24 protein-coding genes are annotated in these 23,787 nt (G+C 41.6%); 23 read left to right on the top strand and 1 reads right to left on the bottom strand.

Annotated elements, in window-relative coordinates; translation table 11 throughout:
- Positions 1–106 precede the first annotated feature (106 nt).
- The 15 genes from aceE to L6421_RS06615 all read left to right on the top strand — a co-directional run bounded on the left by aceE (position 107) and on the right by L6421_RS06615 (position 15,237).
- Entirely contained in the window at positions 107–2,767 is a 2,661-nt protein-coding gene (aceE, locus tag L6421_RS06680) for a pyruvate dehydrogenase (acetyl-transferring), homodimeric type (protein ID WP_237260730.1), read from the top strand.
- Between the two features lie 127 nt (positions 2,768–2,894).
- Positions 2,895–4,229 (top strand): dihydrolipoyllysine-residue acetyltransferase, encoded by a 1,335-nt coding sequence (aceF, locus tag L6421_RS06675; RefSeq protein WP_237260728.1) that lies wholly within the window; start codon positions 2,895–2,897, stop codon positions 4,227–4,229.
- Between the two features lie 12 nt (positions 4,230–4,241).
- The gene (lpdA, locus tag L6421_RS06670; protein WP_237260725.1) at positions 4,242–6,014 is read left to right on the top strand and encodes a dihydrolipoyl dehydrogenase; all 1,773 of its coding nucleotides are present in this window, start codon (positions 4,242–4,244) and stop codon (positions 6,012–6,014) included.
- A gap of 382 nt (positions 6,015–6,396) precedes the next feature.
- The gene (locus L6421_RS06665) at positions 6,397–6,729 is read left to right on the top strand and encodes a DUF1840 domain-containing protein (RefSeq protein ID WP_237260723.1); all 333 of its coding nucleotides are present in this window, start codon (positions 6,397–6,399) and stop codon (positions 6,727–6,729) included.
- Between the two features lie 96 nt (positions 6,730–6,825).
- Positions 6,826–7,062 carry a transposase gene (locus tag L6421_RS06660; RefSeq protein ID WP_237260721.1) on the top strand — a complete coding sequence of 79 codons (237 nt, stop codon included), beginning with the start codon at positions 6,826–6,828 and terminating at the stop codon, positions 7,060–7,062.
- A 297-nt stretch (positions 7,063–7,359) separates the two neighbouring features.
- Entirely contained in the window at positions 7,360–7,818 is a 459-nt protein-coding gene (locus L6421_RS06655; RefSeq protein WP_237260719.1) for a hypothetical protein, read from the top strand.
- A 209-nt stretch (positions 7,819–8,027) separates the two neighbouring features.
- Positions 8,028–8,309 carry a hypothetical protein gene (locus L6421_RS06650; RefSeq protein ID WP_237260717.1) on the top strand — a complete coding sequence of 94 codons (282 nt, stop codon included), beginning with the start codon at positions 8,028–8,030 and terminating at the stop codon, positions 8,307–8,309.
- A 325-nt stretch (positions 8,310–8,634) separates the two neighbouring features.
- Positions 8,635–10,077: a dicarboxylate/amino acid:cation symporter gene (locus tag L6421_RS06645; RefSeq protein ID WP_237260716.1), complete on the top strand. Its 1,443-nt coding sequence runs from the start codon at positions 8,635–8,637 to the stop codon at positions 10,075–10,077.
- A 258-nt stretch (positions 10,078–10,335) separates the two neighbouring features.
- Complete coding sequence (locus tag L6421_RS06640; RefSeq protein ID WP_237260714.1) at positions 10,336–10,545, top strand: DUF3820 family protein; 210 nt, start codon at positions 10,336–10,338, stop codon at positions 10,543–10,545.
- A 98-nt stretch (positions 10,546–10,643) separates the two neighbouring features.
- Entirely contained in the window at positions 10,644–11,885 is a 1,242-nt protein-coding gene (locus L6421_RS06635) for a DEAD/DEAH box helicase (protein ID WP_237260712.1), read from the top strand.
- Positions 11,886–12,129: 244 nt separating this feature from the next.
- Positions 12,130–12,258 carry a hypothetical protein gene (locus L6421_RS11505; RefSeq protein ID WP_255695475.1) on the top strand — a complete coding sequence of 43 codons (129 nt, stop codon included), beginning with the start codon at positions 12,130–12,132 and terminating at the stop codon, positions 12,256–12,258.
- A gap of 82 nt (positions 12,259–12,340) precedes the next feature.
- A complete protein-coding gene (locus tag L6421_RS06630) occupies positions 12,341–12,853 on the top strand; it encodes a helix-turn-helix domain-containing protein (RefSeq protein WP_237260710.1) in 513 nt (170 codons plus the stop codon).
- Positions 12,763–13,689 carry an IS3 family transposase gene (locus tag L6421_RS06625; protein WP_237264432.1) on the top strand — a complete coding sequence of 309 codons (927 nt, stop codon included), beginning with the start codon at positions 12,763–12,765 and terminating at the stop codon, positions 13,687–13,689. Before L6421_RS06630 ends, L6421_RS06625 begins: the two co-directional genes overlap by 91 nt.
- A gap of 285 nt (positions 13,690–13,974) precedes the next feature.
- A complete protein-coding gene (locus tag L6421_RS06620; protein WP_237260707.1) occupies positions 13,975–14,967 on the top strand; it encodes a sensor domain-containing diguanylate cyclase in 993 nt (330 codons plus the stop codon).
- A 57-nt stretch (positions 14,968–15,024) separates the two neighbouring features.
- The gene (locus L6421_RS06615; protein ID WP_237260705.1) at positions 15,025–15,237 is read left to right on the top strand and encodes a hypothetical protein; all 213 of its coding nucleotides are present in this window, start codon (positions 15,025–15,027) and stop codon (positions 15,235–15,237) included.
- A 118-nt stretch (positions 15,238–15,355) separates the two neighbouring features.
- Here L6421_RS06615 and L6421_RS06610 read toward each other — a convergent pair whose 3' ends face one another.
- On the bottom strand, positions 15,356–15,922 hold the full coding sequence (locus tag L6421_RS06610) for a diguanylate cyclase domain-containing protein (protein WP_237260703.1): 567 nt from the start codon (positions 15,920–15,922) through the stop codon (positions 15,356–15,358).
- 141 nt (positions 15,923–16,063) lie between these two features.
- Here L6421_RS06610 and L6421_RS06605 point away from each other — a divergent pair, with 141 nt between their 5' ends.
- From L6421_RS06605 to L6421_RS06570, 8 genes are all read left to right on the top strand, one after another.
- Positions 16,064–16,732, top strand: a complete 669-nt coding sequence (locus L6421_RS06605; RefSeq protein ID WP_237260701.1) for a response regulator transcription factor — start codon at positions 16,064–16,066, stop codon at positions 16,730–16,732.
- Positions 16,733–17,089: 357 nt separating this feature from the next.
- Positions 17,090–17,896: a substrate-binding periplasmic protein gene (locus L6421_RS06600; protein ID WP_237260699.1), complete on the top strand. Its 807-nt coding sequence runs from the start codon at positions 17,090–17,092 to the stop codon at positions 17,894–17,896.
- 17 nt (positions 17,897–17,913) lie between these two features.
- Positions 17,914–19,263 (top strand): diguanylate cyclase, encoded by a 1,350-nt coding sequence (locus tag L6421_RS06595; protein WP_237260697.1) that lies wholly within the window; start codon positions 17,914–17,916, stop codon positions 19,261–19,263.
- Between the two features lie 336 nt (positions 19,264–19,599).
- A complete protein-coding gene (locus tag L6421_RS06590; protein WP_237260695.1) occupies positions 19,600–20,265 on the top strand; it encodes a rhodanese-like domain-containing protein in 666 nt (221 codons plus the stop codon).
- Positions 20,266–20,521: 256 nt separating this feature from the next.
- Complete coding sequence (locus tag L6421_RS06585; protein WP_237260693.1) at positions 20,522–21,805, top strand: TlpA family protein disulfide reductase; 1,284 nt, start codon at positions 20,522–20,524, stop codon at positions 21,803–21,805.
- Positions 21,806–22,110: 305 nt separating this feature from the next.
- The gene (locus L6421_RS06580) at positions 22,111–22,968 is read left to right on the top strand and encodes a GGDEF domain-containing protein (protein WP_237260691.1); all 858 of its coding nucleotides are present in this window, start codon (positions 22,111–22,113) and stop codon (positions 22,966–22,968) included.
- A gap of 361 nt (positions 22,969–23,329) precedes the next feature.
- Positions 23,330–23,521, top strand: a complete 192-nt coding sequence (locus L6421_RS06575; protein WP_237260689.1) for a DUF3185 family protein — start codon at positions 23,330–23,332, stop codon at positions 23,519–23,521.
- 13 nt (positions 23,522–23,534) lie between these two features.
- Positions 23,535–23,786 (top strand): GlsB/YeaQ/YmgE family stress response membrane protein, encoded by a 252-nt coding sequence (locus L6421_RS06570; protein WP_237260686.1) that lies wholly within the window; start codon positions 23,535–23,537, stop codon positions 23,784–23,786.
- Position 23,787: the final 1 nt, after the last annotated feature.

The raw sequence follows: 23,787 nt of genomic DNA, 5'->3' as shown, positions 1-23,787 counted from the left end.
AGAGTAAACAAATGTTGGCGGTACAGGTAAGACCTACTTGTACCGAACCCTTTAGGCTTACCCAGCACCTAAAGAAAATTGATCCAACCCATGAGGAAATCACAATATGAGCGAAAATTTCGTCGACCAAGATCCACAAGGAACCCAAGAATGGCTAGATGCATTAGAAGCCATTGTCTCTTATGAAGGGTCTGATAAAGCACAGCACATTATTGCGACTTTAATTGAAAAAGCGCGTGTTCACGGAATTGATATTCCTTATGCAGCCAATACTCCTTACTGCAATACCATTGCTGAAGAAGAGCAGGCTCACTACCCTGGTAATACCTATTTAGAGCAGAAGATTCGTGCCATGTTGCGTTGGAACGCAATGGCAATCGTTTCGGGTGCAAACAAAAACACCAGTGTAGGTGGCCACATAGCCTCTTATGCATCAAGCTGTACTTTATATGAAGTAGGGATGAACCACTTCTTCAAAGGTCCTAAGCACGAATTAGGCGCTGATATGATTTTCTTCCAGGGGCACACGGCTCCTGGAATGTATGCCCGTTCATTTATGGAAGGCCGTTTAACGGAAGAGCAGTTAAGAAACTACCGTCAAGAAGTCGGTGGTAACGGTCTTTCTTCTTACCCTCATCCTTGGTTGATGAGTGACTACTGGCAGTTCCCAACGGTATCTATGGGTCTAGGGCCTTTAATGGCCATCTACCAAGCACGTTTCATGAAGTACATGGAAGCTCGAGGGTTAGCCAAGACTGCCGGCCGTAAGGTTTGGGCGTTCCTAGGTGATGGTGAGATGGATGAGCCAGAATCACGTGGTGCTCTACAGTTGGCCAAACGCGAAAAATTGGATAACTTGGTGTTTGTGATCAACTGTAACTTACAGCGTTTAGATGGTCCGGTTCGTGGTAATGACAGCATCATTCAAGAGCTTGAAGGTGTGTTCCGTGGTGCTGGTTGGGCAGTTACTAAAGTCATTTGGGGTTCAGGTTGGGATCGTCTATTACAAAAAGACACTACCGGTAAGCTGATTGAGCGTATGGGTGAAGTGGTTGATGGTGAGTACCAGGCTTACAAAGCCAAAGATGGTGCTTTCGTACGTGAACACTTCTTTGGTAAATACCCTGAAACCGCTGCATTGGTTGCAGATATGACCGATGACCAAATTTTTAAACTTTCTCGTGGTGGACACTCGCCTCGTAAGATTTACAACGCCTATAAACGTGCCGAAGAAACCAAAGGTCAGCCAAGTGTTATCCTGGCTAAAACGGTTAAAGGTTACGGAATGGGGCCTTACGGTGAATCGGCTAACACCGCCCACCAACAGAAAAAACTGGATTACGAAGGCTATAAGTACTTCCGTGACCGTTTTGCGATTCCGTTCTCAGATGATGATTTAGAGAAGCAAGTACCGTTCTACGTGCCAGATGAAGATTCTGACGTAATGAAGTACATGAGAGAGCGTCGTGAAGCCTTAGGTGGTTCTTTACCAGCACGCCAAGATAACGCAGAGCCGTTACCGGTTCCTGATTTAGAAACCTTCAAAATGTTGACCGATGGTACCGGCGACCGTGAAATGTCGACCACTATGGCGTTTGTGCGTTTAGTGTCTATCCTGTTGCGTGATAAGACAATCGGGCCGCGTGTTGTGCCAATCATTCCGGATGAGGCGCGTACTTTCGGTATGGAAGGTCTATTCCGTCAAGTGGGTATCTATGATCCAGCCGGTCAGCTTTATGAGCCGATGGATAACGACCAGTTGATGTGGTACAAAGAGTCTTCAAACGGTCAGGTATTTGAAGAGGGTATCAACGAAGCGGGCGCGATGGCAAACTGGATTGCGGCTTCTACGGCGTATGCCAACTATGGTGTAAGCATGATTCCTTTCTACATCTACTACTCGATGTTCGGTTTCCAGCGAATTGGTGATTTGGCTTGGGCTGCGGGTGATTCGCGTGCACGTGGTTTCTTGATTGGTGGTACGGCAGGCCGTACAACTTTAGAAGGTGAAGGTCTTCAACACCAGGATGGTCATAACTTGATTCAGTATGACCACGTGCCTAACTGTATGACCTACGATCCAACGTTTGCCTTTGAAATGGCGGTGATTATTCGTGACGGTATTAAACGTATGTTTAATGAAAAAGAGGACGTTTTCTATTACATCACTGCGATGAACGAAAACTATACTCACCCGGCCATGCCAGAAGGTTCAGAAGACGATATTCTGAAAGGTCTGTACAAGCTTAAAGATTCTGAAGCGAAACACAAAAACCGTGTTCAGTTAATGGGATCAGGAACCATCTTCCGTGAAGTGATCAAGGCCGCTGAAATGCTTGAAAACGACTGGGATGTGGCGGCTGACATTTGGGGTGTACCAAGTTTCAACTTGCTACGTCGCGATGGTATTGAAACCACACGTTGGAATACCATGCACCCAACTGAAACACCAAAAGTACCTTTTGTAACTGAAAAACTTCAAGGTGCCGAAGGGCCGTTTATTGTTGCGACTGACTACATCCGTGATTACCCAGAGCGTATTCGTCAATACGTTCCAGGTGAATACTATGTATTAGGTACGGACGGATTCGGTCGTTCGGATACACGTGAACAGCTACGTAAATTCTTTGAAGTAAACAGCGAATATGTTGTGGTTGAAGCGCTAAAAGCTTTAGCCGACGCGGGTACAATCAAGGCAGACGTCGTTCAGCAAGCCATTGAAAAATATGGTATTGATAGCGAAAAAACCTACCCAGTACACGCGTGATGTTACAAGTTGTTAGTCCTCATAAAATGGTCTAACGGCTTTTTCATTAGGGTATTCAAACAGAAAACAGAATACCCTCTAAACAGAATTCGAGAGGTTAATTCCTCTATACAAAGGAAACTTTGAAATGGCTATACAGCAAATTACTATTCCTGATATTGGTGATTTCGATGCAGTTGAAATCATTGAAATCTTAGTCTCTGTTGGCGATACCGTCGCAGTGGATGACTCTTTATTAACATTGGAATCGGACAAAGCGACCATGGAGATTCCATCTCCGGTTGCCGGAATCGTGACTAAAATCGCCGTTGAAATGGGTGCAAGTGTATCGGAAGGCGATTACGTTCTAGATATCGAAGTTGCGGATGATGCATCTGCTCCAGCAGAAGAAAAATCTCAACCAGCACCGGTTGCCGAAGCGGCACCTGCGCCAAAAGTTGAAAGCGCTTCTGCTCCTCAAGCACCAGCAACAAACCATGCTTCTGTTGAAACCTCTCCGATTGTGGCGGCTGCGGCAAACATACCGGTTAACGCACAAGACATGGGTGCTAAATCACACGCCTCACCATCGGTGCGTGCGTTTGCCCGTAAGTTAGGGGTCGATTTAACGAATGTGAGCGGTAATGGTCCTAAAGGGCGTATTCTGCAGACCGACGTTGAAGCGGCCATTAAAGCGGTGATGACAGGTGCTACTGCCGCTCCTGGACAAGCCGCTATGAGTGGCACGGGTATTCCTCCAATTCCAGAAGTGGACTTTAGCAAGTTTGGTGAAACCACTACTGAAGAGCTAGGCAGAATCAAGAAAATTTCCGGCAAGTTCCTACACGCCAGTTGGTTGAATGTTCCTCACGTTACCCAGTTTGACGAAAGTGACATCACCGAGATGGATCAGTTCCGTAAAGACCAAAAAGCCGCGGCTGAGAAGCAGGGCATCAAATTAACGCCGCTGGTATTTGTTATGAAAGCGGTGGTTAAGGCTTTACAAGACTTCCCAAGTTTCAACGCGTCATTGTCTGCGGATGGTCAATCCATCATCAAAAAAGGCTACTACAATATCGGTATCGCGGTAGACACACCAAATGGCCTAATGGTACCAGTGGTCAAAGACGTGGATAAGAAAGGCATTTATGAGCTTTCTCGCGACCTAATGGAAATCTCCGCTAAAGCGCGTGATGGTAAGTTAGGGCCTGCCGATATGGCGGGTGGCACTTTCACCATCTCGAGTTTAGGTGGTATCGGTGGCACGCAGTTCACGCCAATCGTAAACGCGCCAGAAGTGGCGATTATGGGTCTGTCTAAAGCCAAAATGCAGCCGGTTTGGAATGGTTCGGAATTCATTCCGCGTCTAATCATGCCGTTCAGTGTGTCTTACGACCACCGTGCCATTGATGGGGCAGAAGGTGTACGTTTCACCACCACGGTTGGCAACTACCTATCTGACTTACGTCAGTTGATTCTTTAATAGGAGCTTAAGATGAGTAAGATTATTGACATCGTAGTTCCAGACATCGGCGATTTCGCTGAAGTCGATATTATCGAAGTATTGGTTGCCGCTGGTGAAGAGGTCGCGCAAGATGACTCTTTAGTGACATTGGAATCAGATAAAGCCACTATGGAAATCCCTGCACCGTTTGCTGGAAAGATTGTCTCTTTCTCAGCCACAGTGGGCGATAAGGTCAAAGAAGGTTCTATTTTAGGCACAATGGAAATTGCCGCTCACGATACCGTTTTAGCGAACGTAGAAGAGAGTGTTGCACCTGCTGAAGTAGAAGCACCAAAAACTGAAACACCAGCACCGCAGGCTGTATCGGCAAGCGATTTACCGCCAGCCGACATCCAATGTGAAGTCTTGGTTCTAGGTTCAGGCCCTGGTGGTTACACCGCGGCATTCCGTGCGGCTGACCTGGGTAAAAAGGTCGCCATGGTTGAGCGTTACAGCAATATCGGTGGAGTGTGCCTAAACGTAGGTTGTATTCCGTCTAAAGCGTTATTGCACATGTCGGTGGTGTTAAACGAAACCAAAGAGATGGGCGCTCACGGAATCACTTTTGCCGAGCCACAAATCGATATTGATAAGATTCGTGCTTTTAAAGACGGTGTGATCAACAAATTAACGGGTGGTTTATCAGGCCTGGCCAAAGCACGTAAAGTCGAAGTGGTCACTGGTTACGGTAAATTCACTTCAGGTAATACGGTTTCTGTAGAAGCTGACGATGGCTCTATAAAGACCATTGCGTTTGAAAAAGCGATTATCGCCGCAGGTTCACGTGTTATCAAATTACCGTTCATTCCACATGATGATCCACGTGTCATGGACTCAACCGATGCCTTGGCTTTAGAAGAAATTCCAGAACGTCTATTGGTTATTGGTGGCGGAATCATCGGTTTAGAAATGGCGCAGGTTTATGACTCTTTAGGCTCAAAAATCACTGTGGTTGAACTAGGTGATACCATTATTCCAGGTGCGGATAAAGACATCACTAAGCCACTGTTGAAGAAAATCAAGAAAAAGTATGAAAACGTTTTCTTAAAATCAAAAGTTACTAACGTTGAAGCCAAACCAGAAGGTTTATTGGTCACGTTTGAAGGTAAAGATTGCCCAGAAACGGATCTATTCGACCGTGTTTTAGTTGCAGTGGGTCGTGCCGCCAACGGTAAATTGATTGATGCCGAAAAAGCTGGTGTGGCGGTCAACGATTGGGGCTTCATTGAAGTCAACGAACGCCAAGAAACCAATGTTTCTAATATCTATGCTATCGGTGACATCGTTGGTCAGCCAATGTTGGCGCACAAAGCGGTACACGAAGGTAAAGTCGCGGCAGAAGTCATTAACGGCATGCCAAGCGCATTTACCCCAATGTCTATTCCATCGGTTGCCTATACCGATCCAGAGGTTGCCTGGGCAGGTAAAACCGAAGAAGAGCTTAAAGCCGAAGGCATTGAGTACGAAAAAGGCGCATTCCCTTGGGCGGCTTCAGGTCGTAGCTTAAGTCTAGGACGTGACGAAGGGCTAACCAAAGCGATGTTCTGTGCCAAAACACACCGTTTACTAGGATGTGGAATGGTCGGGCCAAACGCCGGTGAACTGATTGCAGAAGCGATGTTGGCGATTGAGATGGGTGCGGATATGCAAGATATCGGATTGACGATTCATCCGCATCCTACGCTAAGTGAAACGCTTTGTTTTGCGGCAGAGATGGCGGAAGGGACAATTACCGACTTAATGCCACCTAAGCGTAAAAAGTAAATTTCTGGCTAAAAAGCCCAACTTCTTCGTTATTGAAATGGTCAGCTACTCATTGTAGCCTCACATTTCATAGCCTTGAATTTGGGCTTTTTTTCTCAGAAATTTTTCTTTTTACTAATGTAAGTAATTTGGGTTGTGTCTAAAACTTTATTCTTAATCTGATGAAACCGCCTTTTGGCGGTTTTTTTGTGTCTTGAGTTTGCTAAAGAAAAAGTAACTCTTCTTTTAAAACCTACCAGGCCTGGTAGTTTTAATTAAGCCTATTTTATGTGTTTTTTTAATAATTTTATTACGTCCTTTGAGTGTATGATGATTGAATAGCTTTAGGGTTATTTAAGTTTACTCTGTTCTTAATTATTAGAATTGGACAAGGAGAAAATCAATGCTAGTTACTTTTAAAACGGAAGCTCATGCAGGTATAACCATGTTTGGTGACGTTGCAAAACTCATGCTGAAAAAGATGGGACACAGTGAAACAATACCCGGTGCAATCCTTGCTGAGGATGTTCCCGCTGTGCTTGATCGTTTAACCAATGCAATTAAAACGGAAGCTGGTACAAGCACCGAGACCGAGAAAAATGCTTGGGATGATCAGAGTGTCAGTCAGCAAAGTCGAGCTATGCCTTTAATTGAATTATTAAAGGCCGCTGCTGAGCAAGGCTGCGATGTTATGTGGGATAAAGCTGCGGCTACTGAGCCTGGAATTTCAATTTGATTATATCTGATTGAGTTTGTTCTAATTAAAGGGGGGGGGAGAGTCCTTTAATATGAATAACGTGTTTATTTGAATATTCCTTTTTAAGGTGTTCTTATGCTTAGAAAATCTCGCTTCTTTTTACCAGATGTACCTAACCATGTTGTTCAGCGTGGTCGTCGTAGTCGTGAGCCTGTCTTTTTTGAATCCACCGATTACTTATTCTATTTAGAAAAATTACGTGAAGTTTTATCGAAATATGATGTTTTTTTGCATAGCTATGTTCTGATGACGAATCATATTCACTTGTTAATGACGGCTAAAGATGAACGAGGTGTTAGCCAAGTCATGTAGTATATCGGGCGTTTTTATGTCCCCCCTATGTTAATAAGAAATATGAATTTACGGGCAGTGTTTAGGGGGGGGGGCAAAGTTTCTGATTAGAATTACTAACATTAATTAGCTCTGCCCCCTTTTATTTTTATGTAGAGTCCGTATGTAACTTATTGAAAAATTAGGGACTAACGTATTATTCAAGTTCCATGTTAATATCAAGTATGCTTCTATTTAGTCAATGGATTTGACATGATTGATGATTAGCTATCGTGATTAGTCTGAGACAGCAATTTAAACCTAAAAAGAGAGGGGTTGATGAATAAAGTAAAAAATTACTCTGATTGTGTGGGGCGGATTGTGTATGGTCTTATCAGTTTTAGTTTGGGTATTATCAGTTTAACCATGATGGCCGCAGCATTATGGGAGGTTTGGATTTCATTACATGAAAAAACCTTGCTGGTAAAATCACTTCTCGATGCCATCGGTTTGATCGTGATTGGAATGGCGGTTTTTGATGTTTCTAAATTCTTGCTCGAAGAAGAAGTTTTTAGCAGTGGTGGGACGAAATCACCAGCAAAACAGAGGATGACGTTATTAAAGTTTCTTGTCATCATTGCTATTGCGGTCAGTTTGGAAGCATTGGTCTTTATTTTTGATGCAGGGAAAAAAGATGTGAGCCAGTTGATCTACCCAACATTCTTATTAATTGCTGCTGTTTTGGTAGTGGTTGGTTTGGGAATTTATCAAAAGCTGACTCAGGGAGAAGGTAAGTAAATCATGGCCAATATTCAGAGAAAGAAACAATCATCGTAGTCTGGGTTTGGATTTCATACATGTGAGATAACAAGGTTTAGTATGTTTTTCAGTGTAAAACTTACCGTACTTTGTAATCATAAAAGACTAATTGTATGTTTTGCGTGAGTGGGTTAGGATTAAAGTGATTTACATTAAAAATTTATCAATATTAAGTCGAGGTAGTTAATATGCGCACAAAAATGCTGATAGTCAGTTTGTTTACGTTCTTAATGGTCGGTTGTGCTGGTACCCCTAATACTTCGTTAGCGATGCAGTGTGAAAACGGTTTGAATATTGCCTATAAAGAACTCGATTATGCTAAGACTAATGGTTTCGATGGAACGGTCGAATACACCAAGGCTGCAAGTTTGTTAGGTGCAGCAAAAATTCAACAACAATTCGGCAAATATCCAAATTGTATCGATAAAGTTGAGCGCGCTCGTGAGTATATCAAAGCATCACAACGCTAGGCTGTTTTAGCCCTGAAAAGGGCTGTTCTGAATAATTATGGTTAGAGAAATTAAAAGGTCAGTGTCCTTTAATGTTGAATAACTTTTTTATTTGAAAATGTATTGTTAAGTTGTTTTTATGCTTAGAAAATAGCGCTTCTTTTTGCCAGATGTACCTAACCATGTTGTTCAGCGTGGTCGTAATAATTGGCTCTGACCCCCTCTTTTATTTATTTAAAGTTATTTCATTTCTATTAAGGCCTTTATTAAGCTTAATGATTTTTCTATGTTTTTTTCTGGAATTATGTTTAATTATGATTAGTTTTGACTAATGTAGGGTTAAGTCATGAAAGAAAGTACCAAACAAACTTATTCGATGGATTCATTATATCCTCGCTCTCTAAAGTATCTGACAAGCTATCTTCAATCTATGGTGCGTGGTCGTTTATGGCTCAAGGTTTTGATTGGAATGATTTTAGGTATTGTTACAGGAGTTATAATTGGTCCTTCGGTTGGATTGATTGAGCCTGCTATTGCAACCTTGGTGGGAGATTGGTTGGCTTTTCCTGGTAAATTATTTTTAGCATTGATTCAGATGATTGTGATACCACTCATTTTTGCATCTATTATACGAGGGTTAGCTGCCACAGAGGATCTTGAACAACTTCGCCGTATGGGATTGCGTGTTGTCATGTTTTTTGTCGCTACGACGGCACTGGCAATTATTATTGGTCTGACTGTAGCTTCGATTATAAAACCTGGTACTTATATTGATAGCGAGTTATTGCAAGCAAATATGTCCATTGCGCCTGTAGTGGTAGAGCAAGCCTCTTCTCAGGGTATTAATATTTCAGAATTACCGCAAAAGGTAGTCTCTCTTTTGCCTTCAAATCCTTTAAATTCTATGGTTGAAAGCAATATGTTGCAGGTGGTTATTTTTGCAATGGTTGTAGGGGTTGCATTAGTCATGATGGCACCAGCACAAGCAAAGCCGATGCTTGACTTATTGGGCTCTTTGCAAGAAGTCTGTATGACCGTTGTGCGCTGGGCTATGGTTCTGGCGCCTATTGCGGTTTTTGGTTTATTAGCACAATTAACTGCAAAATTAGGTATGGATGCGTTGTTGGGGATGGCCGTTTATGTTGGGACGGTATTACTTGCGTTATTCATATTGTTTATTACCTATTTAATTATGATATTTTTTATTGCTAGAGAGCATCCGTTGAGTTTTATTCGCTCTATACGAGATGTGATGTTGTTAGCTTTTTCAACATCCAGTTCTGCTGCGGTAATGCCGCTTTCAATTAAAACGGCAGAAGAAAAATTACATGTCCGGCCATCGGTTTCTCAGTTTGTGATTCCTTTGGGGGCTACAATTAATATGAATGGTACAGCTCTTTATCAAGGTGTTGCGGCATTGTTTCTGGCTCAAGTGTTTGGCATTGAAATTGGGCTCAGTGGAATGGTGTTGATTATATTGACATCAGTCGGCGCTTCTATCGGTGCTCCTGCCACACCAGGGGTTGGAATAGTTGTGTTGGCAATGGTTCTTAACTCGGTTGGGATACCACCAGCAGGTATTGCTCTAATTATGGGTGTAGATCGAATTCTTGATATGAGCCGTACTGCGATTAACGTCACGGGTGATCTAGTTGCAGCGAAACTTATGGATCGATGGGTAGGCTCAAAGTTAACTTTTAAAGAAGAGCTGAAAGAGGAATCGCTACATGAAGATATTCGTGAAAAAACAGGGCTAGATGTACTGACTCCAGAAAATGTAAAGGTCTAGAATAGCGGTTCTTAAAATTAAAGGGATCAGAGTAAAATTAAATCCATAACCTGTTGAAAATACAGTTTTAATTTAAAATTACTTTACTCTGACTCCAATTAAAAGTTACCAGGCCTGGTAGGTTTGAAACCAAAGAGTGATATTCACTTTTGGTTAATTGGATTATTGGTTACGCTACCCTTAAACTCTACTGTAAGATGCATCTGTATACTAAAGGTCAAAATGCTTAAATAAATGCTTATCTCTATACGTTAACTTATGAATCCAGAGAACTTAAAAAAACTTACAGAAGTCACGATGCCTTATGGAAAATATAAGGGTTGGATTATTGCTGATTTGCCAGGAAATTACCTTAACTGGTTTGCGCGTGAAGGCTTTCCTTCGGGTAATTTAGGGCAGTTGTTGGCTCTAATGCAGGAGTTAGATCACAATGGTTTAAAGCACCTTCTTGGTCCGTTAAGAAAATAAGATTTTCATTAGAAAACGGGACTCTACACTTTTTTATTTTCCTTTATTCTCATCTTTTTTTATCTATTTTCTAGTAACAATTCCAAGGAATGTTTTTTATGTCATTTGCCTCTTTATGCTTGTGTGATGAGCTATTGCAAGCGATTGCCGAACAAGGTTATACCACGCCAACGGCGATACAACTTGAAGCGATTCCTGCGGTGTTGAGTGGGCGTGATGTGATGGCGGCGGCGCATACCGGTACGGGCAAAACGGCGAGCTTTACCTTGCCTATGGTGCAGCGATTGTCGGGCGGCGCTCGTCCTCAGAGTTTGCAGGTGCGTGCGTTGGTGATTACGCCAACCCGTGAGTTGGCTGCCCAGGTGACCGAAAGTGTTCAGAACTATAGCTGCCATCTGAATATTCGCTGTGCTGCGGTGTTTGGCGGGGTGAGGATTGAGCCGCAGATTGCTGAGTTGCAGGCCGGTTTAGATGTGCTGGTTGGCACACCGGGTCGTTTACTTGATCTTTATAACCAAGGGGCGATTAACTTTGATCAGCTTGAGATATTGGTTTTGGATGAGGCGGATCGCATGTTGGATATGGGGTTTATCGACGATATCCGTCATATCCAAAGGTTGCTGCCGGAAAAACGCCAAACCTTGATGTTTTCAGCGACCTTTTCTGAAGCCGTCAAGTCACTTGCGGAAGGCATGTTCAATAACCCGTTTTTGATTGAAGTGGCTGCCGCCAATACTACCGCGGCTTCGATCAAACAGGTCATTCATCCCGTTGACAAGGATCGTAAGAGCGAGCTGTTGATTGAATTGATTAAAAGGAATAAATGGCATCAAGTGTTGGTCTTTAGTCGTACTAAGAGAGGGGCGGATAGTTTGGTCAGCGAGCTGGAAAAAGTGGGTATTCGTGCCGCATCCATCCATGCCGATAGAAGCCAGCACGCGCGTACCGAGGCCTTGGAGAATTTTAGAAATGGTAAGGTGGTGGCCTTGGTCGCCACGGATATTGCCGCCCGAGGGATTGATGTAAGCCAACTGCCTTGCGTGGTGAATTTTGACTTGCCTTACGTGGCAGAAGACTATGTGCATCGCATTGGTCGTACCGGTCGTGCTGGCACTTTTGGTTTAGCGGTTTCATTGGTGAGTGAGGATGAATATAAACAGTTGAAGTCTATTGAGGAGTTTATTGGGATGCAGTTTGAGCGCAAGATTCTGCGTGGATTTATGCCGACCGAGAAAGCGCCAGCAAGTGTGTTTGATGATTCCGAGTACGGAAGTTTTGAGCCAAATGCCAAACCCAAGCATCATCGCCGAGGACGAGGTAAATCCAAGAGACGAAGATGATAATTGACGTTAAGTAAAAGAAAACATCCTGAACTTCCAGCGGTGCATATCGGTGTGGTTTTATGTACCCTGTCGGTTAGGGAAGCAGGTAAAACGGGGTGATATGTTGATTGTTTTTTACTTTAAGGGAATAAAAGTCGACAATCAAGGTATTGGTTATTTTTGTTCGGCCATAAATTATTATGATTAAGTTGGATAAGAAAATATTATAAGATTCTGCCCGAAATAAAAACGGGTGAAAAAAATGTCTGATAAAAATCAAAACAAAATTAAAGCGGCTTCATGGATTAAATATGGCATTATTGGTGCATTGCTTTTGCTGGCTCCAATTACATTGATTAGTCAAATTGTATTGCCAATAGCAACTGCTTAGTTGCTTATTTGAATAATGCTTATAAAAAGCCGGGTTATTGAAGTGACCCCCAAATGTTGGACACCAACTTTGGGGGTTTTTCATGTCCAAATACAATCGAGAATTTAAACTGGCGATTGCTAAGCAATGCCTTTCTCATGAATCCAGTCTGTCCATTTCCAAGCGACTCGGTATTCCAGATCGCTATATCCGTTACTGGACACAAGTCTATCGTTTCCATGGTCAAAATGCGTTTATCAAACGTAACACACCATACTCTTTTGAAGACAAATATCGTATCCTAAAACACATGCGTGAAAATCACTGGTCTATTAGTTATACCAGTATTGTCTATAACATGAGTTCTGCGGGTACGATTTCTACTTGGCTCACTCAATTCGAACGGTTCGGCCTTTCAGGCTTACAACCTAAAAAGCAGGGTAGAAAAATGAAAAAAAACCAAAAGCAAGAAACCATTAAACCAACCGAACAAATGAGCCTAGAAGAGTTACGAGAAGAACTCGAATACCGTCGAGCGGAGAATGCCTATTTAAAAAAGCTCGATGCCCTGCTTCAGGAAAAAGAACGCCAAAGCAAGAAAAAGCAGGGCTCATAGATAAGCTTAGAAAGTTCTATCCACTTAAACATCTTCTCAAGGCCGCAGGGCTTGCACGAAGTGTGTTTTATTACCATCAGGCGCGCAGTGCGCTGCCTGATCGTTATGCGGACGTTAAAAGAGCGATTCAACAACTCTTTAATGAACATAAAGGTCGTTATGGGTATCGACGCATGACCTATGCGTTAAGACGCTTAGGTCACTTTTTAAACAAGAAGGCCGTTCAACGTTTAATGCAAGAACTGAACTTGAAGTCATTCGTCAGGCCAAAGCGTTACCGATCCTATAGAGGTCAAGTAGGCCGAATTGCCGAGAATGTGCTTCAAAGAAACTTCCATGTTGATGCACCGGATAAAAAATGGGTCACCGATGTCACGGAGTTTAAAGTCGGAGAACAGCGAGTTTACTTATCCCCGGTGATTGACCTGTTTAACCAAGAAGTGATTAGTTATCGAGTGGCTAAGAGTGCACGGCTACCACTGGTGACCGACATGCTTAAAGAAGCAATCAATAAGTTAACAGGCAAAGTCAAACCCATATTCCACAGTGATCAAGGCTGGCAGTATCAGCATAGTGATGTACAGAAGCTACTGAAAGAAAATGGATTAACTCAGAGTATGTCAAGAAAAGGGAACTGCTTAGATAATGCAGTTGCTGAGAACTTTTTTGGGATTTTAAAAACAGAGATGTACCATCGCAAGAAATTCAATAGTGCTGAGCATCTGATGGAAGAGATTAAAGATTATATTGAGTATTACAATACAAAACGAATCAAGGTGAAACTAAAAGGCCTGACTCCGATAGAATATCGAAATCAGGCCTTAAGTGCCGCTTAACTAAAATGTCCAACTTTTTGGGGTCACTTCATATCTTTTTGAGGTAACTCGGCTTTTTTAATTTGCAATTGAATTCATCTACCCTAACCTAAGCTAACCATTCTTTCAAAACCTAGCAGGCCTGGTTGTCTTTAAAGTAAAGGGGATGCTACCTATTATTTCCTGATTGTAAAATCATTTCTTAACTAGGTTGTTTTGTTTTATCATGTAGTTTCTTTGATTGTCATTTATGACTATTTAAACCAGTTGGTATTGGTTAAAAAACATTTATAAAAAAGCGGATTAATGATAAAGCAGGTTAACGAACATAAGACGGTTTCATGTGAAGATGAACTTAGGTTTTTTAAAGCCGTTTGGAATAATTCGGAAGACAACCTTTTCATCGTCTTGAAAACAGAGGATGGGGACTTTATTACCGAACGTACCAATCCTGCTTTGGTAAAGCTTTTTCAATTCACTCCTGAACAGGCGTCGGGCTCCTCTCTAAAAGCGCTACTTCCCGCAGAGGCCTTTCAAAAAATTGCGCAACGGTATAACGATTGTTTACAAAATAACGCTGCTGTTCATTATGAGGAAAGTCATGTTCTTGATGACTCTGGTGGAGTTCGCTATTGGGAAACCATGCTTCTTCCGATTATTGATGAACAAACTGGTGAGCAACGTGTTTTTGGTATTTCGCGTGAGTTTACCCGACTTAAACGTATAGAAGAGCAATTGAAGCTGGCTAATGAAAGGCTTGAAGAAAAAGTCAAGGCCAGAACTAAAGAGCTGGAAGAAGCGCTCCAAAAAATGGAGAAGATTTCAATCTACGATAAATTGACTAAGCTTTACAATCGCCATAAGTTAGATGATGAGTTAACTAATGAGATTAATTTTGCTAAACGTTATGGTAATTGCTTTGGTTTGATTTTAATGGATGTCGATAATTTTAAGACTATTAATGACTCTTTAGGTCACGTTATTGGTGATAAAGTCTTGGTGGAATTTGCCGATGTTTTGAAACAGTCCATCCGTCAAACCGATATTGCGGGTAGATGGGGAGGGGATGAGTTTTTGATTATTGTGCCTAAAGCTTCCAGAGAGACCATTTTGCACTTGGTAAACACCCTTCAGAAGAATATAAAACAACATGAATTTGAAAAGGTTGGGCTTTTAACCTTGAGTATTGGTGGTGCTGTGTATAAGGAATCCGATGATGTAGATTCAATCATTCAACGTGCGGATAGAGCTTTGTATAAATCGAAAAATAAAGGCAAAGACAATTTCACGTTTGAGTAAGATGGTCAAGAAAAGAGGGCAGAGCCTTTTTTGTAATAATCGGTTCTAACGTCAGATATGCAAGATGAATATAGCAGTCATGAATCGATTGATAAATTGAATTCGCAAAAAACAGACTTTTTAGAGTTGGCAAAAAGCATTTCAAGCCAAAACGCTAAGCCGCCTTCAAAACTTGCATTATGGTTTGGTAGTATTGCTTGGTTAATCGTCTACGGCGGCGGTTTGGCTTTTTTGGTTTATCTTGTTATCGGACTTCTATTACAGGCTTAAGTTTAACGCTTTATAAAGATAATCAACCAGGCCTGGTAACTTCAGCAAAACAAAGAACCCGCTTTTTAGCGGGTTTTTCATATTCAAATCAATCTCTATAAACTCTCAATTTCCAACATCAACGGTAAGACTTACGTCTGTCTAGGAACTCGCCTTGTTGAATCTTTTTCTGCTTGATTTGCATGAGCTGGTTATCGGCTTCATCAAATAAGTCGTTGTAGGTTTTATCATTGTTATAGAAGGTACTACAAAAAGAGGCTTTTTTAAGTGGGTTTAAAGCATTTGAAATGTCCTGGGTGGAGATAATAACAAACTCATCACCGCCAATTCTGTAGATATGACTGGTCTTTTGCTTTTTCATCAGCAGTTTGAGTTCGTTTGCGACCTCTTGTATGACTTTATCGCCTGCTCGGTAACCCTGCGTTTTATTGATGATATGCAGATTGTTGATGTCAATGAGCGTGAAAAAGAAAGGTGTTTGAGTGTTAAATAAGCTGCTGATTTTTTGGTCTAAATCTTGTCTGAGTTCTAAATTGGTTAAAAAATCATATTTATAAAAGGCGATGAACTTGTTTCTAAAAATACAGTCCTTTAGTTTGAAAGTAAGCACCATGAGAATCATGGCGATAATCAGGAAAATCAAATTAACAAGGTCGGCAGTGAGTAGATTGAGGAATTCTTGCAAGGTTTTTTCCTAGCGGCATAAGATGGGCTGTTATTTTAATGAATACTAAGCATAATTACACAACTTTATTTGCAAGCTTGGTAAGATTCTAGACAGATAGATTTTTGAAGAAGATATTGAACGATGGGGATATGGGACAACATGATGAGAATGCTGGTTGTGATTGAAGAGGGTGAATTGGCCAATCAACTGGGTAACCGATTGAATTCAGAAGGTTATGTGTATGATTTGGTGTCTAACGCTGAAGATGCGGCCTATTACTTAGATATAAGACGTTACGATTTGATTCTTGCGCAGTGGCAGTTTGCCAAAGATGACGGTCTACTTGAGATGACACAGAACCACCGCAAACCAAGCCCAGTGATTGTCATGGCGGCAACCGATGATAGCCAAATCGAAATAGCCGCGCTTGAGCAAGGCGCGGATGATTACCTGCGTATTCCATTTAATGAAGATGTCTTGATGGCAAGGATCAAACACTCTTTGCAACGGTTAGGTATTGGCAACCAATTTTTAAATTACGCGGGTTTAGAGATTGATATAGAGCAGGCACAAGTCCGTTATAACGGCAATACAGCAGAATTGGCCGGTAAGCCGTTGGAAGTATTGTGTTACCTGGTGCAGCGACCAGAACAGATCGTCTCTAAGGAACAGATTCTGGATGCCATTTGGGAAGAACCCGAGCTGGTGACCCCCAATGTGATTGAGGCGGCGATAAACCAGATACGCCAAAAAATCGATAAACGGCTCGGCATTGATTCAATCGAAACCGTGCCACGACGCGGGTATCGTTTTTCGCTTCCAAAATAAGCTTCCAAAAACCAGACTGGTCGGGTTTGTTGGGCTTAACTTATTTAAAGTAACCAGGCCTGGTTGTTTTCTATGAATTCAAAATGTACAAATGTATAGACCAGGGTGAACTTTCCTTTATTTTCCTCTTGCAAGAGGGGTAGAATTTTGGAAAAGGGACACTTAGAACACTTTATGGTGGATAACAAATCAATAGGGTTAGAGATGGTTGATTTTCGATTCGACTTCATTGCTCTAACCTATTGTTCTACGAACTCATGTATTCTTTTCTCGGCGTGATTCAGTTTGTTTGTAACTAAGTGTTGTTTAGGATAGGATGAATAATTTTTTTAAATTAAATACATTAAAGAGGCGATGATGAGCCAGATTGCTACCTTGCAGAGAATGTTCAAATTACACCTTATAACCTTTATTTTCAGTTTGATTTTATTTGTGCCGCAACAAAGCATGGCGGATACCTTAAGAATCGCAACGGATGAATGGTGTCCTTACGACTGTATTGCCGCCCAGAATGATGGCAAAGTCGGTTATATGGGCGATCTTTTGGTCGCCGCCATGCAGAATAGGGGGCATCAAGTTGAGTTTGTAGAGGTTTCCTATTCCAGAGGTTTGGAACTGGTCAGAGAAGGCAAATTGGATGCTACGATGGCTTGTTTTAGAGAGGAAGCGCCCGATTTTGTCTTTTCTAATGCGGTTCAAGGAATAAGCAATAGTACTTTTTTTAGTCGTAAAGACAATGTTTGGCGTTATCAAGGGCTAGACTCTCTTAAGAAAGCTAAAATGATTGGTGTGATTAAAGGTTATGACTATGTCGATCCTGTGGTCATGGATTATATTAATCAACACCCGAGCAACGTTTTGGAAATTACCGGCGAAAAGCCTCTGGAAAGACTGCTGCAGATGTTATTGTCGGGACGTTTGACTGCGGTTATTGACGATAAAATGGTTCTGGAATACAAAATACAGCAGATGGGACATGCCGATCAGGTTGTGGTCTCTGGCTCGACTTCCGCCGTGATTAATGTTTACTCAGGATTCTCGCCAGCGCTTCCAAAATCTAAGCATTATGCCCAGATTTTAGAAGAGGAAATTGAAAAGATGCGTCAAAGTGGTCAGTTGCAAAAAATCTTGTCGGCTTATGGTATACAAGATTGGCAACCTTAAGCGTTAGTTAGACGATTATGTTCCAATTTCGCCACTCCATTGCACTACATTTATTGGTGGTTATTTTCGGTTTTTATTTTATTGTGACGCTATTGGTTACGACCATTCAGCTTTATAAAGAGTACGAAAACACTAAAAAAATCTTCTATGAAGAAATCCAGTTATTGCCGGCTACTTTTAGCCAGGGGATCAGCGACTCTGTCTGGACTTATAATCAAGAATTGCTTGAATCCATTCTAAAAGGTGTCTACAACATCCCGATTGTGGTCGGAGTTGAAGTGAAATCTGCCGATCACAAAATGGATTATAAAATCGGTGCGGTATTGGACAATGAATCACGTCCACTATTTTATGACAGTCAAGGAAGGATTTCACAACCAACTGAGACCGGGTTGGGCTCATCATCGCTCTTCGGCCACACTTTTCCAATCACTTATAACGGGCCCGCGTTCAAAGATCCGCAATATTTGGGGCAAGTGACTCTCTATTCTAATGAACGTCTGGTTTTTGAACGGGTGAAATACGGTTTCTTTTTGATTCTGATTAACTCGGTTGTCAAAACCTTTGCACTTTGGTTGATCATCTTTTATTTTATCAAGCGCTATTTGGGAAAACCTCTGAATGAGTTTACCGATAAAATCAAGAATCAAGATATAAACGAACCTAAACCCATTACTTTAGAACTGCCCTGGTCCGATAAAAATGAAATACAGGTTCTAAAAGACAGTTATAACCAAATGATTGCAGAGCTAAATGCTAAACGACAAGCGTTGGTGACACTTAATGCCGAGCTCGATCAAATGGTCAAAGTTCGCACGCAGCAGCTTGAAAAGGCTAAAGATGAGGCTGAATTACTCGCTTCTACAGATATGTTGACCAACTTGAATACACGGCGTGCCTTTTTTGAAATTGGCAATCATCTCTTCAATGAAGCCGTACGTAGTGGTGATCGTTTGAGTATGATTATGATGGATATAGACCACTTTAAATCCATTAACGATACCTATGGTCACTCGGCTGGAGATAAAGTGCTTGCAACTTTTGCCCAAACGATTTCATCGCTGGTTCGTAGTTCGGATTTGACGGGAAGACTTGGCGGCGAAGAATTTGCCCTCATTCTAGCCCGGACAGACGAGCAAGGAGCTAGGTTGTTAGCGGAAAAAATTCGTCAGGCATTTATGACCGTTCAGGTGGACTACGAAGGACAAATCATTACCAGTAGTGCTAGTTTTGGTGTAATTGAAGCCGATCCAGAAACCTTTACTTTGGAAGATGTTTTAGCTCAATCGGATCAAGCTTTATATGCCGCGAAGCACAAAGGTCGGAACCAGGTAGTCTGTTACAGCGAGCTTAACTCCGAGGCTTGAATATCCAATAGAAATCAATAGGTCAAATCAATTGAACAGATTTAATTGGACAAACCTAATTGATTTTCAAACCTACCAGGCCTGGAAGTTAATCTTTTGTATGGAACCTGCTCGGCATTCAGCTAGGTGGGTTTTTTCTTGTGTTTGTATGGTGTTAATGATGTTGCCGATTAATGTCACACCAACTTTACCAAGAATCGAATACCTAACCTGATTTTCTCGGTAACAGCGGGTGGTTGACTTTTTTACTGAGTGTCAGGAATTTGGTTTTTCATCCAGCTCTGTTAATATCACTATTGAACTTATAGTCAAACCAATCTCATTAAGGAGAATAAAATGACTCATAAAATCATATTGATATGTACCACCGTGTTAATGTTTTTCTCAGTTCAAGCCTGGTCTGCAGAAAATTCCAAAAATGACCTGAAAGTGAAAATCACCGATGATTTGACTGGGATTACCGTTAAGCACAATGGTAAAACCGTTACTATCGAGCGCAATCAAGACCAAGCCAATACCATTGCTGAGGATTTCGCTTTAACCTCCCGTGCTTGCCCGCCGTTCTGTATTCAACCGATGGATTTATTGCCGGGCGTGAAAACCATTGGTGAATTGGAGATGTTGGATTTTCTCAAGCGCAAGGCCGCAGGTGAACCTATTTTGATTATTGATTCACGTACATCTGATTGGGTGGAGAAAGGGACTATTCCCAGCGCGATAAATATCCCTTGGACAAAGCTGTTTCCACAATCTTCAACTTATGAGCCGCTTGAGGTGGAAGGAATTCTAACGCTACAATTCGGTGCCTCTGTGAGCGATAATATTTGGGATTTCGGATCAGCCAAAACGTTGGTGTTTTTTTGTAACGGGCCTTGGTGTGGCCAGTCTCCAACCAATATTAAAGCTTTGGTCAATATGGGGTATCCTGCGCATAAAATTCATTGGTATCGCGGTGGTATGCAAGCTTGGAATGCGCTTGGACTGACCACCGTCCAGCCATAATCAGGCCATTAAAAAACGGTACTTCTGACCTTAATTAAAAAGTAACCAGGCTTTTATCGCACTTTGAGGGCTGTCGTAACTGCCCCAAAGAACCCGCCAAAATAACTCGTTTAGCTATTATTTTGTTAAACGGGGTTTTTATTTAGGGAGGCAAGGGGTTAGAGCGTGTGATTCTGTGCGTTAAAAATACCGCTTTCAAGATAGAATCTTTAACGATAATATGATTGTTGTTTCTCTTTACTTAAAGGGTTTATTTGTGCGTATTTGGTTTGGTTTTATTGGGATTTTTTTCTGCCTTTCTTCCGTACAGGCAAGTGAGGGTTTTAATTTATCTCTCGATTCGGGAGATGAGGTCTCGGTTACCGTCTATCCAGCGACTTTTGCTGAACCTGAAAAGCCGCTATTGATTTGGTTTACCGAAGGCTATGCCAGCCGAACACCCTATAAACAACTCATTTCCCAATTCAATGATTTAGGCTATGAATTTTGGCAAGTCGATTTATTGGAGTCTTATTTTATTGAACGTACACCAATCAATATTCGTGGTCTAACGGGTGAAGGTGTTGCGGCAGTATTGCAAAAGGCAAATGAATATGTGGCTCGAAAAAGCAATCAACAAGGCAGAATGTTTGTAGCGATTAGCTCGGGGCGCATGAGTTTGGTGTTGTTGCGTGGTAGCCGTTTATGGCAGCTTGATCATAACCCAAAAAATGGGGTTGGTGCGCTTAAGCAAGTGTTGGTGTTTTTCCCCAATGTGTTTGATGCGCCGCAAAAAGCCGGAGATGCACCGAAATTGTTTCCTATCGTTTCGGCAAGCAGTTTGCCGATTACCATCGTACAACCCACCGAAGGGACTTATAAGTGGAAATTACCCGAGATGATTGACGCTTTGCAAAATTCACAGAGCCAAGTGGCCATCGTTTCTGTAGCAAATGCTAGAGATGGGTATTTTTTAAGGCGCGAACCGACCGAGTTAGAGAAGCAGGCAGGTGACAAGATTGCAGAACAGTTTGAACTTTGGTTGAAAGCGGGGCAGGTTTCAGAAAAAACGACTTTTAAGCCTGTTGAATTTTTGGTAAGTAAACAGGCAACCGTCAGTGTAAAAGGGTTGGTTCCGATTGATAAACGCCCAGCGCCCATTTTTGAATTGACCGATATTGCGGGCAAGTCGATTAATTTACAAGAGAAACAGGGCAAGGTGATATTACTGAATTTTTGGGCGAGTTGGTGTACACCTTGTGTCAAAGAAATTCCCTCTATGAACCGTCTTGCAGAATCGTTCGATGCGAATCAGTTTGAAATTGTGTCTGTGAACTTCAAAGAAAGCCCGGAAACCATCGCCGCATTTTTAAAAAAAGTGCAGGTGGATTTTCCTGTGCTCATCGATTTAGACGGCAAGGTCTCCGACCAATATGAGATTTTTTCTTTTCCGAGCTCTTTCATTATTGATGCACAAGGTCAATTGCGTTATTCGGTGAATGCGGCGATTGAATGGGATGACCCGAACATCAAAGGGATTCTAGATTCAATGGTTAAATAGATGCATCAATAAGTGACCGGTTCAAGGATGGTGTTCTACATAAGAAAATGAAAATAAATAGTTTGAAAAACATTCAATTCACCAGGCCTGGTCATGTTGATAGAAACCTGTTTAGGATTTCGGTTAACAGCCGTTTTATTGTTTAATCTGACCGGTTATAGCGTATATTAGGTTTATTCTTATGAAATACCCGAAATTTTTAAAGGTGAGTGGTCAGCGTTTTAAATTTTATGGTGCCTGGAAAATGGACTCGAAGAACAGGGTTTTATTAACAATGATGAATATATTCTGATGGTTGCAATATTATGAGTTTAGGTATACTTGAACAACGCGCTAAGGCTTTTGACTACCTGTTCGATGCTGTGGTAGTAACGGATTTACAAGGCATTATTACCGACTGGAATAAAGGTTCTGAAGCCCTGTATGGTTACTCTAAAGATGAGGCGATTGGTCAACTCGTTAGCATTTTACATGTTCCCGAAGATTCTGAACGTATTACCTCTGAAGTTATCTCGGCGGTTGAGGAATTTGGAAAATGGTCCGGTGAAATCAGGATGTTGCATAAAAATGGTGATATTGGTTGGATCGAATCGATGTGTGTACCCATTTATGATGAAAATGAACGGATGATAGGTGCATTAGGAATCAACCGGGATATCACTGAACGTGTAAAGGAAACCGAGCGGCTGGAACAGTTGGCTCATTACGATTACCTTACAAAAGTTCCCAATCGTTTTCTTTTGCTTGAGCGTCTTGAAAGTTTGATTCCAGAATCAGAAAGGGCTGGAAGTCACTTCGCATTACTTTTCATTGACTTGGACGATTTTAAGGTTATCAACGATACCAAAGGCCATACATGCGGCGATTATGTTTTGATTGAAACCGCTTCCCGTCTTAAACAGTCCATTCGTCATTCAGATATGGTCTCCAGAATTGGTGGTGATGAGTTTGTCCTGTTATTGGAAGACATCTCCAACAAGAATGATGTCTCGATAATCATTAAAAACATCGCCAAGGCCTTAAATGAAGCGTTCATTTTCAATGGTGAAAAGCTTGCAATCAGTTGTAGTATCGGTGTTGCAATCTATCCTGAAGATGGCACAACAATCGACCGTTTACTTACTACAGCCGATGTTGATATGTATAAAGCTAAAGCCAAATAAGGTCATTTTCCAAAATAGGATTCCAGCCAATATTAAATGTTTTTCTAATATTTAAATGTATTCTTAAGTGAGGGAGAAAACCATTGTAAATTTACCAGGCCTGGTCGGTTTTATTTCTTTAAAAGAACTAACCCAAAAAGTCCGGTTTTTAAGCGGGTTTTTTATCAAAAATCAGCCGCCGCTGGGTTGTTAAATACTCATTGGATGTTTATTTCAGCTAAGAAGAGATTGCTCTATATACAAATCAGAACTAATATCATCTTGATGATATGGTTTAAGTAAATGACCCCGTAAGGGGAATCTTAAAAGTTATTCTGTAGTGAACATAGAGTGAACTACGATATGAAACTAGGAGGATAGGATGAAAATTATAGGGATTGCTTTGTTGGTTATAGGTGTTGGTCTTGGGTTATGGGGAGTTCAATTATCGGGTTCAGTCGAATCAGAAATAACACAAGCCATTACCGGTTCCGATACGGATAAAGTAATGACTTTATACCTTGTTGGTGCGGTTAGTTTTTTTGTAGGTTTATACCTTACCATTAAAAATTAAAACTGGAGGAAACATGGATATCATAAGTTTAATAATCTTTTTAGCTGTAGGTGCGTTAGTCGGTTGGATTGCTGGTAACTTAACCAAGGGTGGTGGATTTGGTGTTATCGGCAATATGATTGTCGGTGTTTTTGGTGCAGTTTTGGGTGGTTTTTTGTTCGGTTTGCTGGGTATCACAAGCGGTGGATTTGTAGGTTCTATCATTATGGCCGTTATTGGTGCGGTTATTTTATTGTATTTGATTCGCATACTTAAAAAAGCCTAAA

The sequence above is a fragment of the Thiomicrorhabdus immobilis genome, assembly GCF_021654855.1.
Classification (GTDB): domain Bacteria; phylum Pseudomonadota; class Gammaproteobacteria; order Thiomicrospirales; family Thiomicrospiraceae; genus Thiomicrorhabdus; species Thiomicrorhabdus immobilis.
Note: the sequence above shows the minus strand (reverse complement) of the source record. Positions and strands in the feature narration are given on the sequence as shown.